This is a genomic window from Ruegeria sp. BB6 (assembly GCF_056539385.1).
Genome location: NZ_JBQFUW010000001.1, coordinates 235,889 through 249,426 on the forward strand (window position 1 = coordinate 235,889; position 13,538 = coordinate 249,426).

A 13,538-nucleotide genomic window follows, 5' to 3' on the forward strand; every position below is an offset into this window, starting at 1 on the left:
TTAGGTTGCATGCCTCATAGCATCACAGGGTCAAAAGTAAACCGGTCATGTTATCGCTAACACACGTCAGCACCGGTGTTTGCGCCAACGTGCGACGATCCGTCAGGTCGCCGCCACCAATTCTTGCGCCAACTTCCTCTCACGCAGGAACGTATAAAGCCCCGAGCCGATGATGAGCGTAGCCCCCGCCATGGTCATCATGTCTGGCCGCTCTCCGAACATGAACATGCCGGCGGCGATCGAAAAGATCAGGCGTGTATAGCGAAACGGGGTCAACGCCGAGGCATCACCGATCCGCATTGCCGTGACAATACCGTAGTAGCCCAGAACACCGAACCCCACCGCGCCTATGAACGGGCCTATCTCTGCCCTTTCAAGGGGCACAAGCGGCTGTGCATTCAGAACAATCAGAGCCAGCCCCGCCAAAGTTACCGCCACGTATGCCTGCAGCGCCACCACCGCCGACGCGATGCGCGCGTCCAGCTTGCGGGTGATCAGATCGCGCGCTGCAATCGCCACGACGCTGGCCACAACAAACAGGGTTTCTGGCTGGAACCCGGCAAAACCAGGCCGAATGATCATCATCACCCCGACAAACCCAACAGCAATCGCGCTCCAGCGTCGCCAACCGACATGTTCGCGCAAGAAAAGCGCCGCCCCCATGGTGACGACCAACGGCATGGCCTGAAAGACGGCAGCGACGGTGGACAAATCGACCAATGACAGCGCAGTTACGAAAGCCACGGCCCCAAAGCCTTCGCTGGCGGCGCGGATCAGGGGCAACGGACCCCAAGCCGTCGCGTCTAGAATCCGTTTGCGTGTAACCACAGCCATCGCCGCAAAAGCCAATCCGCAGCATACCCCCAGAAAAACCATGATCTGGCCCGTCGGCACTGTGACCGAGAGATGCTTGATGAACATGTCCTCAAGCGCAAACGCTGCCATCGCGCCGATGATCAGCAAAATGCCGTTCACGTTGTTCATTGCTTTTTCCGTAGGAAGCCGCGGCGCAAATAGCCGCCTTTGACTTCACCAAAAGCCCAAGCGGCATCTTCAGGCAAGCAATATCAGCACGGGATTCATGAAATCCCGTGCGCCCATCGTTCGCATTTCGTGATGAGTCAGTCCTGCTCCAGCGGAACTCCGTACAGTTCCAGCCGGTGCCCTTTCAGCTTATACCCCAGCTTGGCTGCGATTTTTTCCTGCAGCGCTTCGATCTCGGGGTCTACGAATTCGATGACTTTGCCCGATTGCATGTCGATGAGGTGGTCATGGTGATCCCGCTCGGCGTCCTCGTAACGCGCGCGACCGTCGCCGAATTCCAGACGTTCAAGGATTCCCGCTTCCTCAAACAGCTTTACGGTACGATAAACGGTTGCAATCGAGATACCCGAGTCGACTTCGGACGCGCGTGCGTACAGTTCTTCGACATCCGGGTGATCTTCGCTCTGCTGCAACACATGCGCAATGGTGCGGCGCTGACCCGTCATGCGCAGACCTTTGGCTTCGCAGCGGGCGATGATCGTATCGGACATGATGACCCTCGGGACTTATTCGGTTCTCTGTCTTAATACGTCTGCGCGGCTGGCGCCACAGGGGAATTTCTTTCTAAGCCACACGCCGCAGATCGGCCCAGATCGGCAAGTGATCCGAAGCGATGTGAGCGGGCCGCGCATCATGTACGCCATGAAGTGTCGCCTCCAACCCGTTGCCCAGCGCGATCCTGTCCAACGCGCCCAAAGGCTGCGCGGCGGGAAAACTGGGAACTGGCGGTAGGAACCGCATGTCGGGGGCCAGATGATCCAACACCGGCTGGCGCGACCATTCGTTGAAATCGCCCGCCCAGACAGTCGGCATCTGGTCGAGATCGTCGTCGAACCGCCGTAGGTGAGTGATCTGTTGACGTCTGGACGCAGGCAGCAGGCCAAGATGCATCCCCATGACCCGCAATGGCCCGATGTGGGTGTCAAACTCAACCCGCACCGCGCCCCGCGGCTCTAGCCCCGGCAGATCATGATGACCTTTTTCACGCTCTTGAATCGCGTCACCGCGCCAGATGACAGCATTGCCGTGCCAACCCAGACTGCCCGCACCGCCCAGATCGACGATCTTCCAGCCAGCTTCATCCAGCATGAAATGCGGCAGGGCGGCCGGTCGTGGAGGAAGGCGTTTGTCGGCCTCCTGCAACACCACGATGTCGGCTTCCATGCTTTCGATAACCTGCAGGATGCGCTGCGGCTGACGGCGAAAATCAAGCCCCACGCATTTCTGGATATTGTAGCTCGCAATGCGCAGGGTTGAATGAGTTTGCATTTGGACCTGATCAAACATTTCGACCAAGAGTGCCACGATGGTTGTCAGGTGCAACCCCTCGGCGCACGAAAGCCCAAGATTTCCGCGACCAAAGGCCCGCTACGCCACGCCTCGCATGTTCCACTTGATCCGCAACCAATGTTCATTCTATCCCGACGGCAGGCAGGTTTCGGTTGCCGACTTCCGAGGAATTTCATGGTTTCCAACCCAGTTCAAACGGACAATACCACCCGCGCTAGCATCATCCTTGTCATCGGCGGAATGATGTGGGGTCTGTATTGGATTCCGGTCCGGTTCTTCTATGACCTTGGCTTGACGGGCCCGTGGCCGGGTATCGCAATGTACAGCGCCGCCCTGATTGTTCTGATCCCGCTGGTTTGGCGAGAGCGTCTGGCGCTGGCCTCGCAATGGCGCGATCTGGCCCTCAGCGGGATGTTCACCGGGGCAGCGTTCAGCCTGTATTCTCTCAGCCTTGTCTATACGGACGTCGTCCGCTCGATCCTGCTGTTCTATCTGACGCCAATCTGGGGCACGATGCTCGGTCTGTTTGTCCTGGGCGAGCGGCTGAGCTGGGGCCGGTTTGCCGGGCTGGTCTGCGGGATCGGAGGGCTGTTCGTCGTGTTGGGCGGCGACGGCTTTGTGCCATGGCCCCAAAACGCAGGAGACTGGCTGGCGCTGGCGTCGGGCATCTGCTGGGCGCTGGGAACCCTTGGGCTGTATCGGGCCAGCAGTATTTCCGTTTCCGGGCAGGTGTTTGCCTTTGTGTTGGGTGCGCTGATCCTGTCATTCTTCAGCCTCGCCCTCATCCGCGGCCCGGTTCTGCCCGCGCTCGCTCAAGGCGACCATCTTTGGGTCCTTCAGCTTGTCCTTCTGTCCGCCCTATACACGCTGCCCATGGTCTATATGACGATCTGGCCCGCGACCAAGCTGTCCCCCGCGCGGGTCGGCATCCTGTTGATGAGCGAGGTCGTCGTCGGAATCGCCTCGGCCGCCGCATTTTCGGGCGAACCCTTTGGCTTGCGCGAACTGTTGGGAGCTATCCTGATCGTCAGCGCGGCAGTCTTGGAAATCGTGCGAAAATAACCGCGAACGCTTACGTCCCGCAGAACGTCGCATGCACCACTTCGCCCTGCGTCGGCGGGCGTTTGAGGTCGGCCTCATCGGGTTGATCCTTAAATGGCTGCGCCAGAACCCGGTTCAGGCGGTGGAACGGGCCATAGTCACCCTGCACAGCCGCCTGGATCATTTGCTCGACCCGATGGTTGCGCGGAATGAAGGCGGGGTTCGCCGCGGCCATGACCGGGAATGGGTCTTCTTCCCTCTGCAACCGTGCCTTCCAGCCCTCGGCCCAAGTGTCAAAAGCGTCCGGGTCCGTAAATTGATCGCGGGCTGTATCGCTGCCCAGCGCGCGGAACGTGTTGGTGAAGTCGGCCTGACATTGCGCCATACGCACCAATAGATCGGTAATCAGTCCCTCATCCCCCTCTTCCGAGGTCGACAACCCCAGCTTGGACCGAAAGCGCGCCTGCCAATTCTCTTGCAGCAGATCAGGCATGGCGTGAACAATCTCGGTCGCTTCTTCCACCGCGGCCTGCTTGTCCTCGATCTGCTGGATCAGGGCGGTTGCAAGCTGCGCGGCATTCCAAACGGCAATCTCTGGCTGATTGGAATAGGCGTAGCGGCCCATGCGGTCGATCGAGCTGTAGACCGTGTTCGGGTGGTAGGTGTCCATATAGGCGCAGGGTCCGTAGTCTATGGTCTCGCCCGCGATCGAGCTGTTGTCGGTGTTCATAACGCCGTGAATGAAGCCCACGCTCATCCAAGCGGCGATCAGCTCGGACTGTTTTTGGACCACGGCGCGCAACAGACCCATCGGCCCCTTGGCCTGAGGGTAGTGCCGCTGAATGGCGTAGTCCGTCAGTTGGCGCAGGCTGTCAAACTGGCCACGCGACGCAAAGACCTGAAACGTCCCCACGCGCAGATGGCTTTGTGCAACCCTTGTAAGCACGGCGCCGGGCATCGGCCCTTCGCGCAGAACGACTTCTCCGGTTTCAACCGCAGCCAACGCCCGTGTCGTTGGAATGCCCAGCGCATGCATCGCCTCGGATACAACGTATTCCCGCAAAACCGGACCCAACCAAGCCCGCCCGTCGCCCTGACGGGAAAACGGCGTTGGCCCCGACCCTTTGAGCTGTATGTCCCGGCGCACCCCGTCGATCCCGACGGTCTCACCCAACAGCACGGCGCGACCGTCACCAAGTTGCGGGTTGTAGTTCCCGAACTGGTGCCCGGAGTAAAGCTGCGCGATCGGCTCGGACCCTTCGGGCAGTGTGTTTCCGGCAAACGCCTCGGCCATTTCATGCACATCACCCGGAGTGACGCGCAGAACACGCGCAAGGTCTTCGTTGAACGCAATCAGTTGCGGTGCACGCACGGGGATCGGAGCCTGCCGCGCGTAAAAGCTGTTGGGAAGCTGGGCATAGGTGTTGTCGAAGGGGATCATCAGGGTCATGCGGCAAACATATTCCTGATCCGGCCGAATACCATAGCGGATCACGCAAACCCGTGCATAATCACCCCCAACCACGAGGCGCCCATGACCGCACAAGACATCATCGACCACCTGAAACTGCAACAGCACCCCGAAGGCGGCTGGTTTCGCGAAACCTGGCGCGCGGATAACAAAGGCCGCGCGACGGGCACCTGCATCTATTTCCTGTTGGCAGAGGGTGAGCGCAGCCACTGGCACCGCGTCGACGCGACCGAGATCTGGCTGTTCCACTCCGGTGCGCCGCTTGTCCTATCCATCAGCGACACAGGCACCGGACCAGCGGTGGATCATACGCTGACCCCGGACCTTGCCCAAGGCGCGCCCCAACTGATTGTGCCTAAAGGCCATTGGCAAGCCGCCCGTACCACCAGGGACTACACCTTGGTCAGTTGCACCGTGTCTCCGGGGTTTGAGTTTGACGGTTTTGAACTGGCCGACCCCGGCTTTGACATTCCTCGCGGTTAAAGAATGGACCACCGCGCGCTCATAGCCTCGATTCCGCCGGAGGAGAAAGACCGCCTGCAAGAACGTTCCGACATCGCAGGCTTGCGGCACCTTTCCCTCTATGCCCTGCTGCTTCTGGCTACCAGTTCAGGCATTGCCTTTCAGGTTCCACTGTGGCCGCTTCTGCTGCTGCCTCAAGGTCTGCTGCTGGTGTTTTTGTTCACGCTCAGCCACGAGTGCACCCATAAGACGCCCTTTCGCACCGGCTGGCTGAATGACGTGGTTGGTCATCTTGTTTCGGTGCCTATTGCCCTGCCCTTCACGTGGTTTCGGTATTTTCATCTGGCCCATCACAAATGGACCAATGACCCGGACAAAGACCCGGAACTGGACGGCAAACCCAGACCGGAACGCTGGCGCGATCTGGCAATCTACCTCAGCGGCTGGCCGTATTGGAAAGGCATGGCGCTGGTTCTCTTTCACAATGCGATCGGAAAGATCGATGCGCCCTACCTGCCCCGGCGACAGCACCGCGCCATGCGGATTGAGGCGCGTATTTTGCTTGGCCTCTATACGCTTGTTGGCATCAGCTTGGTTTTCACACCGGTTCTGTTCTGGCTCTGGCTGTTTCCGGTCCTAATTGGCCAGCCGTTCCTGCGCCTTTACCTGTTGGCAGAACACGGCCTCTGCCCGCCGGTCGCCAATATGCTTGAGAACTCGCGCACCACCTTCACCAACCGCGTAGTCCGGTTTCTAGCGTGGAACATGCCCTTTCACGCGGAACATCATGCGTTTCCAAACGTGCCTTTCCACCAATTGCCATCCCTGCACGGCTGGACGAAAGCCCATCTTCAAACCACCTCGGATGGGTATGCTGAGTTTACGGCAGACTACGTGCACGCGCTGGAGCGCTGATTACCCCACCGCCGACCAAAGCCTTGACCCCGGTCGTTCCCGGGCAAGAGGTCGGCAAGCCCTTGGCCACACGCACGGCAAGATAGGCAAACGCCTGCGCTTCCAGCATGTCTCCGTCCAGACCCACGGCCTCGACCGGCTCTACCGGGCAATCCAGCGAGACGCGCAGCATCTCCATCAGTACAGGATTGTGGCGGCCACCCCCGGTGACAAGCACGCGCGTGGGCCGTTTGGGGCAATGCTCCATCCCCTGCACGACGCCCGTTGCGCACATCGCTGTCAGAGTCGCTACGGCGTCAGCGTCCGATAGCTCTTTCACCAGCCCGATCATTTCCGAAAAATCATTTCGGTCCAAAGATTTGGGTGGCATCTTGTTAAAAAACGGCTCGGCCAGAAACAGTTCCAGCGCGCCCGTCTCGACCGTCCCACCGCGTGCAACTGCTCCGTCGCGATCCATCGGCAGACCCAGCCGCGCCTGCATCAGGTCATCAACAGGCGCATTGGCCGGGCCGGTATCAAAGGCCAGCAGCGCGCCCGGTGCCTCGGGGCCGTCAAAACCAGGGTCTACGTAAGTCAGGTTCCCCACCCCGCCGAGGTTCAGAAAACACACCGGCTCCGTTGCCCCGATCCATTTGGCACAGGCAAAGTGAAAGAATGGCGCCAACGGTGCGCCCTCACCCCCCATTGCCACGTCGTCACTGCGGAAATCCCACACGACGGGGACACCCAACGCCTGAGTCAGACCGTCGCCGTCGCCCACCTGCAACGTGCCCCGCCCACTTGGTTCATGTGCAAGCGTCTGGCCGTGAAAGCCGATCAGGTCGATCTCGTCGAACTCAGACAGCGCTTCGGCATGAGCAATCGTGACCAGTTCAGCCGCAGCATCGACTTCTGGACCGTGCCAATGACCCAGCGCGGCCCTGAGGGTGGCGCGTTCTTCCTCGGAATAGGCGCGATAGCCGCTGGGTCCGAACCCCAGAATGCCTACCCCGTCCGTTTCGACCACGGCGGCATCCACACCATCCAGAGACGTGCCCGACATCGCGCCCAGTGCTGTGACCGTGTCCGATTTGCCAATTACCCGGCTCATGCCTTACCTCTTGCGTCCTTCGCGCCCGTTGCATCAGCGCGTTGGCCACAACCTGCACGGTAACGCGAACACAACGCAAGCCACATCAGACGCACCACGCGCTTTTCCTGCAAAAGGTGCCTTTTCCTTGCCACCCCCACCGCCTATACACTGCCCCGCAACACAAACCCAAAGGGCACGGATATGACCTACCACCCCAAATCGGATTTCATCGCCACGATGATCGAGCGCGGCTTTCTCGCCGACTGCACCGATTATCAGGGCCTTGACGACGCGCTGATCAGTGGGGTGCAAACAGCCTATATCGGGTATGACGCCACGGCGCAGTCGCTGCATGTCGGTCACCTGATGAACATCATGGTCCTGCGTTGGCTGCAAAAGACTGGACACAAACCGATTACCCTGATGGGCGGCGGCACCACCAAGGTGGGCGACCCCTCGTTCCGGTCCGATGAGCGCCCCTTGCTTGGCCCGGAACAGATCGACGCCAATATCGCCGGGATGCAGAAGGTCTTTGCCAAGTACCTGTCTTATGACGACAGCGACACCGGCGCGATGATGCTGAACAACGCCGAATGGCTGGACAGCTTGAACTATCTCGATTTTCTGCGCGATATCGGACGGCATTTCTCGGTCAACCGGATGCTGAGCTTTGAATCGGTGAAATCGCGTCTGGACCGCGAACAATCGCTGTCGTTCCTCGAATTCAACTACATGATCCTGCAAGCCTATGACTTCCTTGAACTGAACCGTCGCTATGGCTGCGTTCTACAGATGGGTGGCAGTGACCAGTGGGGCAATATCGTCAACGGGATCGACCTGACGCGCCGCGTGCTGGATCAGGAAATCTACGGCCTGACGACACCGCTGCTGACCACCAGCGACGGCCGCAAGATGGGCAAGTCTCAGGGCGGGGCCGTATGGCTGAACGGAGATATGCTGAGCGCCTATGAGTTCTGGCAGTTCTGGCGCAACACCACCGACGCCGACGTAGGCCGCTTCTTGAAGATCTTCACGGAGCTTCCCGTGGACGAATGCGACCGCTTGGCCGCGCTGCAAGGGTCCGAGATCAACGAGGCCAAAATCCGTCTCGCCAACGAGGTCACCACCCTGCTGCATGGGGCTGAGGCCGCAGCCACAGCGGAGGCCACCGCGCGCGAAGTGTTCGAGAAAGGTGGCGTGGGCGACGACCTTCCGACCCTGACCGTCGGTGCGGATGAATTGCCAGCCTCGATCGTTCAGTTGATCGTGAAATCCGGTCTGGCCAAGTCCGGCAAAGAGGCCAAGCGCCTGATCGCCGAGAATGGTGCCAAGCTCGACGATGCTCCGCTAACCGACGCGGGGTTGATGATCGACGCGGGCGCGCTCTCCTCACCGATCAAGCTGAGCGCAGGTAAAAAGCGGCACGCGCTGGTTCAACTGGGCTGAGCTGATAGACTAAAAAAGACGGCCACCCCCTTGGGTGGCCGTAGTTTTTTGAGATGATGAGCTCTGTGGCGTCAGCGTTTTCCGCCGTTTCCACCGCCATTGCCGTTTCCACCGCCTTGGCCGTTGTTGCTGCCGCCATTGCCAGTTCCGGGACCCGAGCCACTGGTATTGCCGCCGCCGTTACCAGAGTTCCCGCTGTTCCCGTTGCCGTTACCAGGGCCGCCGTTACCGCCACCGTTGCCGTTTCCACCACCTTTGCCGCCGCCATTGCTGCCGCCGTTGCCGTTTCCACCGCCTTGGCCGTTGTTGCTGCCGCCATTGCCAGTTCCGGGACTCGAGCCACTGGTATTGCCGCCGCCGTTACCAGAGTTCCCGCTGTTCCCGTTGCCGTTACCAGGGCCGCCGTTACCGCCACCGTTGCCGTTTCCACCACCTTTGCCGCCGCCATTGCTGCCGCCGTTGCCGTTTCCACCGCCTTGGCCGTTGTTGCTGCCGCCATTGCCAGTTCCGGGACCCGAGCCACCGGTGTTGCCACCGCCGTTACCCGGATTGCCGCCATTGCCGTTCCCGTTGCCGGGGCCGCCTTTGTTTCCACCGTTGCCGCCGCCGTTATCTCCGCCGTCGCCGCCACCGTTGTTTCCGCCGCCGTCGCCGCCACCGTTGTTTCCGCCACCGTTGTTTCCGCCGTCGCCGCCACCGTTGTTTCCACCGTCGCCGCCGCCGTTGTTTCCACCGTCACCGCCGCCGTTGTTTCCACCGTCACCGCCACCGTTGTTTCCGCCGTCACCGCCGCCGTTGTTTCCGCCGTCACCGCCGCCGTTGTTTCCGCCCGGACGGGAGCCCGCTCGACTCACTTGATCGTCGTCCGAGTTTTCACCCGTGCTGGATGTTGCCCCAATCGACGCCGTAGCGAAATCTGTCAACAATGCGGCCAAAGCAGGGCACTGCTCACCAGTAACTGCCAAAGTGGCTTCAAAATCGGACCGCCGCTGCAGGCGCTCAATGAAGCTAGGCGTCACTTGCGTACAGTCACACAGGGCTTGATAATCGCCCGCATTGGCCGCGATCCGCGCCGTTCTCGCATTGCAAACTTCTGGCGCAGCCTGCGCAGTTGTCGCCATCAACGCCCCGACGAACGGGGATACCACCAAGGCTGAAACGCTTGATTTAAGTCTTATCCGCATCATTAATCTCCTTGCGCCCTAAAAACCCAAGTACCTCAGGATCTTCGATTTCAATGTGGAAGCCTCAGATGAAGCGCGGTTAAGCACATGCTGAAATTGCGTTAACTAAAGGGCTCGCCACTACTCATCACAACCAACCAGAACACCAGTTGTGACAGCCTTGGGGCGTCGATATACAATATCTACCCGCGCCACCAATCAAATGTGGTCACAATGTGTCGAAATTAAGGAGAGGTTACCGAAATGCAACTACCCTCAACCGCTGCCATAGTCACAGGTGGCGCATCCGGGCTTGGCGAGGCGACCGCTCGGTACTTTGCCGAAAACGGAGCGCAGGTCACTATTCTGGATCGTGACGCCGAGCGCGGAAAAGAGGTCGCGGCCGAGATCGGTGGGCACTTTGTCGAGACGGATGTGACAGATGAGGCATCGGTCGCCGCTGCGATTGCTTATGCGACGGACAAGATGGGCCGGATCACCGCTGCGGTGAACTGTGCCGGTATTGCCGTGGGTATCAAGACGGTTGGGAAAGACGGTCCTCACCCGTTAAGCCCGTTCCAACGCACAATCGACATCAACCTGGTGGGAACTTTCAATGTTTCGCGCCTGGCCGCCGAACAGATGGCCAAGAACGCGCCCGAGTCAGACGGCGCGCGGGGTGTGATTATCAACACGGCGTCGATTGCAGCGTTTGATGGTCAGAAAGGCCAAACCGCCTATGCCGCATCCAAGGGTGGCATTGTGGGCATGACGCTGCCGATGGCCCGAGATTTGGCCTCATCGGGTATCCGCGTGATGGCAATCGCGCCGGGAATTTTCATGACGCCCATGCTTGCTGGCCTGCCGGAAGAAGTGCAACAGCAACTGGCTGCGGATGTCCCGAACCCTGCCCGCCTTGGCGACCCACGCGAATTCGGGCGGTTGGCCGGGTTCATCGTCGAGTTGGGCTATCTGAACGGAGAAGTTATCCGCATCGACGGCGCCCTTCGGATGAGGTGACGTTCAAGCGCCCTCGGCCTTTTCTTCTAGCATCAGCCATTCTTCCTCGGCTGCTGCTAGTTTCTCTTGCCGCTCAACCAGTGCCTCGGTCGCTTTTTGGAACTTGACCGGTTCACGGGTGAACAAGTCGGGATCGGACATGAGTTCTTCGAGCTTGCCGATCTCGGCCTCAAGCCGTTCCATTTCGGCTGGCAGCTTCTCCAGACGGTGTTTTTCGGAAAAAGACAGGCCGGATTTGGGTTGAGATTCCTGCTTCACCTTCGGCTTTGATGGCTTTGTTTTCTCAGTCTTCTTTTCAAAAACGTCACCGCGCTGCGCAATATAGTCAGACCACCCGCCCGCATAAACGGTGGCGCGGCCATTGCCCTCCATCGCGATAGTGGTCGTGGCGACGCGGTCCAGAAAATCGCGATCGTGACTGACCAGCAGCACGGTCCCGTCATAGTCGTCCAGCAGTTCTTGCAGCAGGTCCAGCGTTTCCACGTCCAGATCGTTTGTCGGTTCGTCCAGCACCAGCAGGTTGGACGACTTGGCCATCAGTTTGGCCAGCAGCAACCGCGCTTTTTCTCCGCCTGACAAGGACTTAACGGCGGCTCTTGCCTGCCGTTCATCGAACAGAAACTCCTTGAGGTAGCCGACAACGTGCTTGGGCTGACCGCCGACCATCACCTGATCGGCCTTGCCGGAAACGCGCATCTCGGGGTCACCTGTCAGGCTGTCCCAGAGGGTCATTTCAGGGTCCAACTGCGCGCGGGTCTGGTCGAATACGGCAATCTCAAGGTTGGTTCCAAGCGACACAGAGCCTTCGTCCGGTTGCTCCTGCCCCAGCAGCATTTTCAGCAGGGTCGTCTTTCCTACACCGTTGGGGCCGACAAAGGCCACCCTGTCCCCGCGTTGGGCCAAAAAATCAAAGTTCCGAACAATCTGTTGCGTCCCGAAAGACTTGGCCAGCCCTTTGGCCTCGATAACTTTTCTGCCAGATTTAGGTCCTGCTTCCAGCGTCATCGCAGCCGAGCCCTGACGCTTGATCTGCGCTGCTTTCTCGGCCCTTAGCGCCTGCAACGCACGCACCCGGCCCTGATTGCGCTTGCGCCGCGCACTGATGCCTTCGACGGCCCATTTCGCTTCGGATTTGATCAGACGGTTCAGCTTGTGGCGCTGCTGGTCTTCTTCTTCCCAGATTTTGTCGCGCCACGCCTCGAATGCTTCAAAGCCCTGTTCTTGCCGCCGGACAACCCCACGGTCGATCCACAGGGTCGCGCGGGTAAGTACGCGCAGAAACGCGCGGTCGTGCGAGATCAGGACATAGGCCGCTCGGGTCGCGCCCAACTCGCGTTCCAGCCACGCAATCGCTTCGATATCCAGATGGTTGGTCGGCTCATCCAGCAGCATCAGGTCGGGCGCTTCGGCCATCAGCTTGGCCAGCGCCGCACGACGGCGTTCACCGCCCGAGGCGGTCTCAACCGCGCGCGAAGGGTCAAATTTCAATCCCTCACCCGCGCGTTCGACCTTATAAAGCTCTCCGGGTTCCAACCCGCTGGAGGCATAGTCACCCAGCGTGGCAAACCCCTCCATCCCCGGATCCTGCTCCATATAACCCACAGATTTACCCGGAGGAATCACGATGTCGCCGTGGTCGGCCTCGACCAGCCCCGCCATGACTTTCATAAGCGTCGACTTGCCGGATCCGTTCCGCCCGACCAGAGCGACGCGGTCGCCCGGCTGAACCACCAGATCCAGCCCCGAAAACACCGGGTCACCCCCAAAGGTCAGGGAAATGCCGGCCATCTGCAACAAAGGAATTCTCGCCATATCCGCCAGCTAAACCGGCAGGGCCAAGGCGTCAACGACGATTACCCGACAACCGCGCGCAACAGCCGCTTTCGCGCCGGGGGAATCGCGCCGATCTCAAGCCCTGTAAAGACATGGAGCGTGTTCATGTGGCGATCGACAACCGCGTGATCGCTGACCCAGCCGCCCATCATCAGATATGTGCGCAGCAAAGGCGGCATCCGCAGCATTGCCTTTTTCGCATCGGGCCGGCGTCGCAGGCGTGCAGCAAAGCGGAACACATCGGGCGCTTTCACGCGGGGCAACCAGCGCTTTGGGGCCAGATGGCGATGTTTCAGCATGGCAAAGGCGTCCAGATACTCGGACGTTTCCGTCCCGGCGAAGGATGAGCAGCCAAACAGCATTTCCACGTTGTTTTCGTCCACATAGGCGGTCATTGCCCCCCATGCGACACGCAGGATGTCATGGTCAGTCCAGTCAGGATGTACGCAGAATCGCCCCATCTCGACCATGCGCCCGGTGAACCCTTCAAGCGCCGAGAGATCATAGAACTGGGCGGAATAGCTGCGCCCGATCTCGGACCCCTGATCCATCGTCAGCATCCGAAAGCAGCAGACTAGGTCCCCGCCAGCGCGCGTATCCTCGATCAGAATATGTGCGCACAGCGGATCGAAACCGTCCTGATCCACCTGTTCCGTTCCAAAGGCCAGCGTCCGCAGCGCCTGAGCCGCCGCAATATCCTGCGGTGTTTGCGCCAGTCGTGCGCGGTACCGGCCCTTGCCGAGCAATAGTGCCATGGTCGCACCTCCGCGGTTGCAGACCC

At 60.1% G+C, this 13,538-nt stretch carries 13 protein-coding genes; 5 read left to right on the forward strand and 8 right to left on the reverse strand.

What is annotated here, in order from left to right:
- Positions 1 to 102 precede the first annotated feature (102 nt).
- From ACR0B7_RS01130 to ACR0B7_RS01140, 3 genes are all read right to left on the reverse strand, one after another.
- A complete protein-coding gene (locus tag ACR0B7_RS01130) occupies positions 103 to 984 on the reverse strand; it encodes a DMT family transporter (protein ID WP_170481493.1) in 882 nt (293 codons plus the stop codon).
- Positions 985 to 1,121: 137 nt separating this feature from the next.
- Positions 1,122 to 1,535 carry a Fur family transcriptional regulator gene (locus ACR0B7_RS01135; protein WP_170413633.1) on the reverse strand — a complete coding sequence of 138 codons (414 nt, stop codon included), beginning with the start codon at positions 1,533 to 1,535 and terminating at the stop codon, positions 1,122 to 1,124.
- Between the two features lie 73 nt (positions 1,536 to 1,608).
- Positions 1,609 to 2,313: an endonuclease/exonuclease/phosphatase family protein gene (locus ACR0B7_RS01140; protein WP_170382882.1), complete on the reverse strand. Its 705-nt coding sequence runs from the start codon at positions 2,311 to 2,313 to the stop codon at positions 1,609 to 1,611.
- Between ACR0B7_RS01140 and ACR0B7_RS01145 the strand changes: the two genes are divergently transcribed.
- Positions 2,302 to 3,396 (forward strand): DMT family transporter, encoded by a 1,095-nt coding sequence (locus tag ACR0B7_RS01145; protein ID WP_170481490.1) that lies wholly within the window; start codon positions 2,302 to 2,304, stop codon positions 3,394 to 3,396. The genes ACR0B7_RS01140 and ACR0B7_RS01145 overlap by 12 nt on opposite strands.
- Before the next feature lie 10 nt (positions 3,397 to 3,406).
- Here the strand turns inward: ACR0B7_RS01145 and ACR0B7_RS01150 are convergent, their stop codons facing one another.
- Positions 3,407 to 4,825: a protein adenylyltransferase SelO gene (locus ACR0B7_RS01150; protein WP_170482056.1), complete on the reverse strand. Its 1,419-nt coding sequence runs from the start codon at positions 4,823 to 4,825 to the stop codon at positions 3,407 to 3,409.
- Positions 4,826 to 4,909: 84 nt separating this feature from the next.
- Here ACR0B7_RS01150 and ACR0B7_RS01155 point away from each other — a divergent pair, with 84 nt between their 5' ends.
- Together ACR0B7_RS01155 and ACR0B7_RS01160 are read left to right on the forward strand one after the other, a co-directional pair.
- Positions 4,910 to 5,329 (forward strand): cupin domain-containing protein, encoded by a 420-nt coding sequence (locus ACR0B7_RS01155; RefSeq protein WP_170481487.1) that lies wholly within the window; start codon positions 4,910 to 4,912, stop codon positions 5,327 to 5,329.
- Positions 5,330 to 5,332: 3 nt separating this feature from the next.
- Positions 5,333 to 6,223, forward strand: coding sequence for a fatty acid desaturase (locus ACR0B7_RS01160; RefSeq protein WP_170481484.1), 891 nt, complete (start codon positions 5,333 to 5,335; stop codon positions 6,221 to 6,223).
- Here ACR0B7_RS01160 and ACR0B7_RS01165 read toward each other — a convergent pair.
- Positions 6,189 to 7,313, reverse strand: coding sequence for an anhydro-N-acetylmuramic acid kinase (locus ACR0B7_RS01165; protein WP_170481481.1), 1,125 nt, complete (start codon positions 7,311 to 7,313; stop codon positions 6,189 to 6,191). The two genes, ACR0B7_RS01160 and ACR0B7_RS01165, sit on opposite strands and share 35 nt — an antisense overlap.
- Positions 7,314 to 7,496: 183 nt before the next feature.
- On the opposite strand from ACR0B7_RS01165, the gene tyrS reads away from it, so the two are divergent.
- Positions 7,497 to 8,741: a tyrosine--tRNA ligase gene (gene tyrS / locus ACR0B7_RS01170; protein ID WP_170481478.1), complete on the forward strand. Its 1,245-nt coding sequence runs from the start codon at positions 7,497 to 7,499 to the stop codon at positions 8,739 to 8,741.
- A gap of 71 nt (positions 8,742 to 8,812) precedes the next feature.
- Here tyrS and ACR0B7_RS01175 read toward each other — a convergent pair whose 3' ends face one another.
- Positions 8,813 to 9,925: a hypothetical protein gene (locus ACR0B7_RS01175; RefSeq protein ID WP_480680761.1), complete on the reverse strand. Its 1,113-nt coding sequence runs from the start codon at positions 9,923 to 9,925 to the stop codon at positions 8,813 to 8,815.
- A gap of 243 nt (positions 9,926 to 10,168) precedes the next feature.
- Here ACR0B7_RS01175 and ACR0B7_RS01180 point away from each other — a divergent pair, with 243 nt between their 5' ends.
- The gene (locus tag ACR0B7_RS01180) at positions 10,169 to 10,924 is read left to right on the forward strand and encodes an SDR family NAD(P)-dependent oxidoreductase (RefSeq protein ID WP_170481472.1); all 756 of its coding nucleotides are present in this window, start codon (positions 10,169 to 10,171) and stop codon (positions 10,922 to 10,924) included.
- 3 nt (positions 10,925 to 10,927) lie between these two features.
- On the opposite strand, the gene ACR0B7_RS01185 is transcribed toward ACR0B7_RS01180, so the two are convergent.
- Entirely contained in the window at positions 10,928 to 12,736 is a 1,809-nt protein-coding gene (locus ACR0B7_RS01185) for an ABC-F family ATP-binding cassette domain-containing protein (protein ID WP_480680763.1), read from the reverse strand.
- 41 nt (positions 12,737 to 12,777) lie between these two features.
- On the reverse strand, positions 12,778 to 13,512 hold the full coding sequence (locus ACR0B7_RS01190; RefSeq protein WP_170569617.1) for a GNAT family N-acyltransferase: 735 nt from the start codon (positions 13,510 to 13,512) through the stop codon (positions 12,778 to 12,780).
- Positions 13,513 to 13,538: the final 26 nt, after the last annotated feature.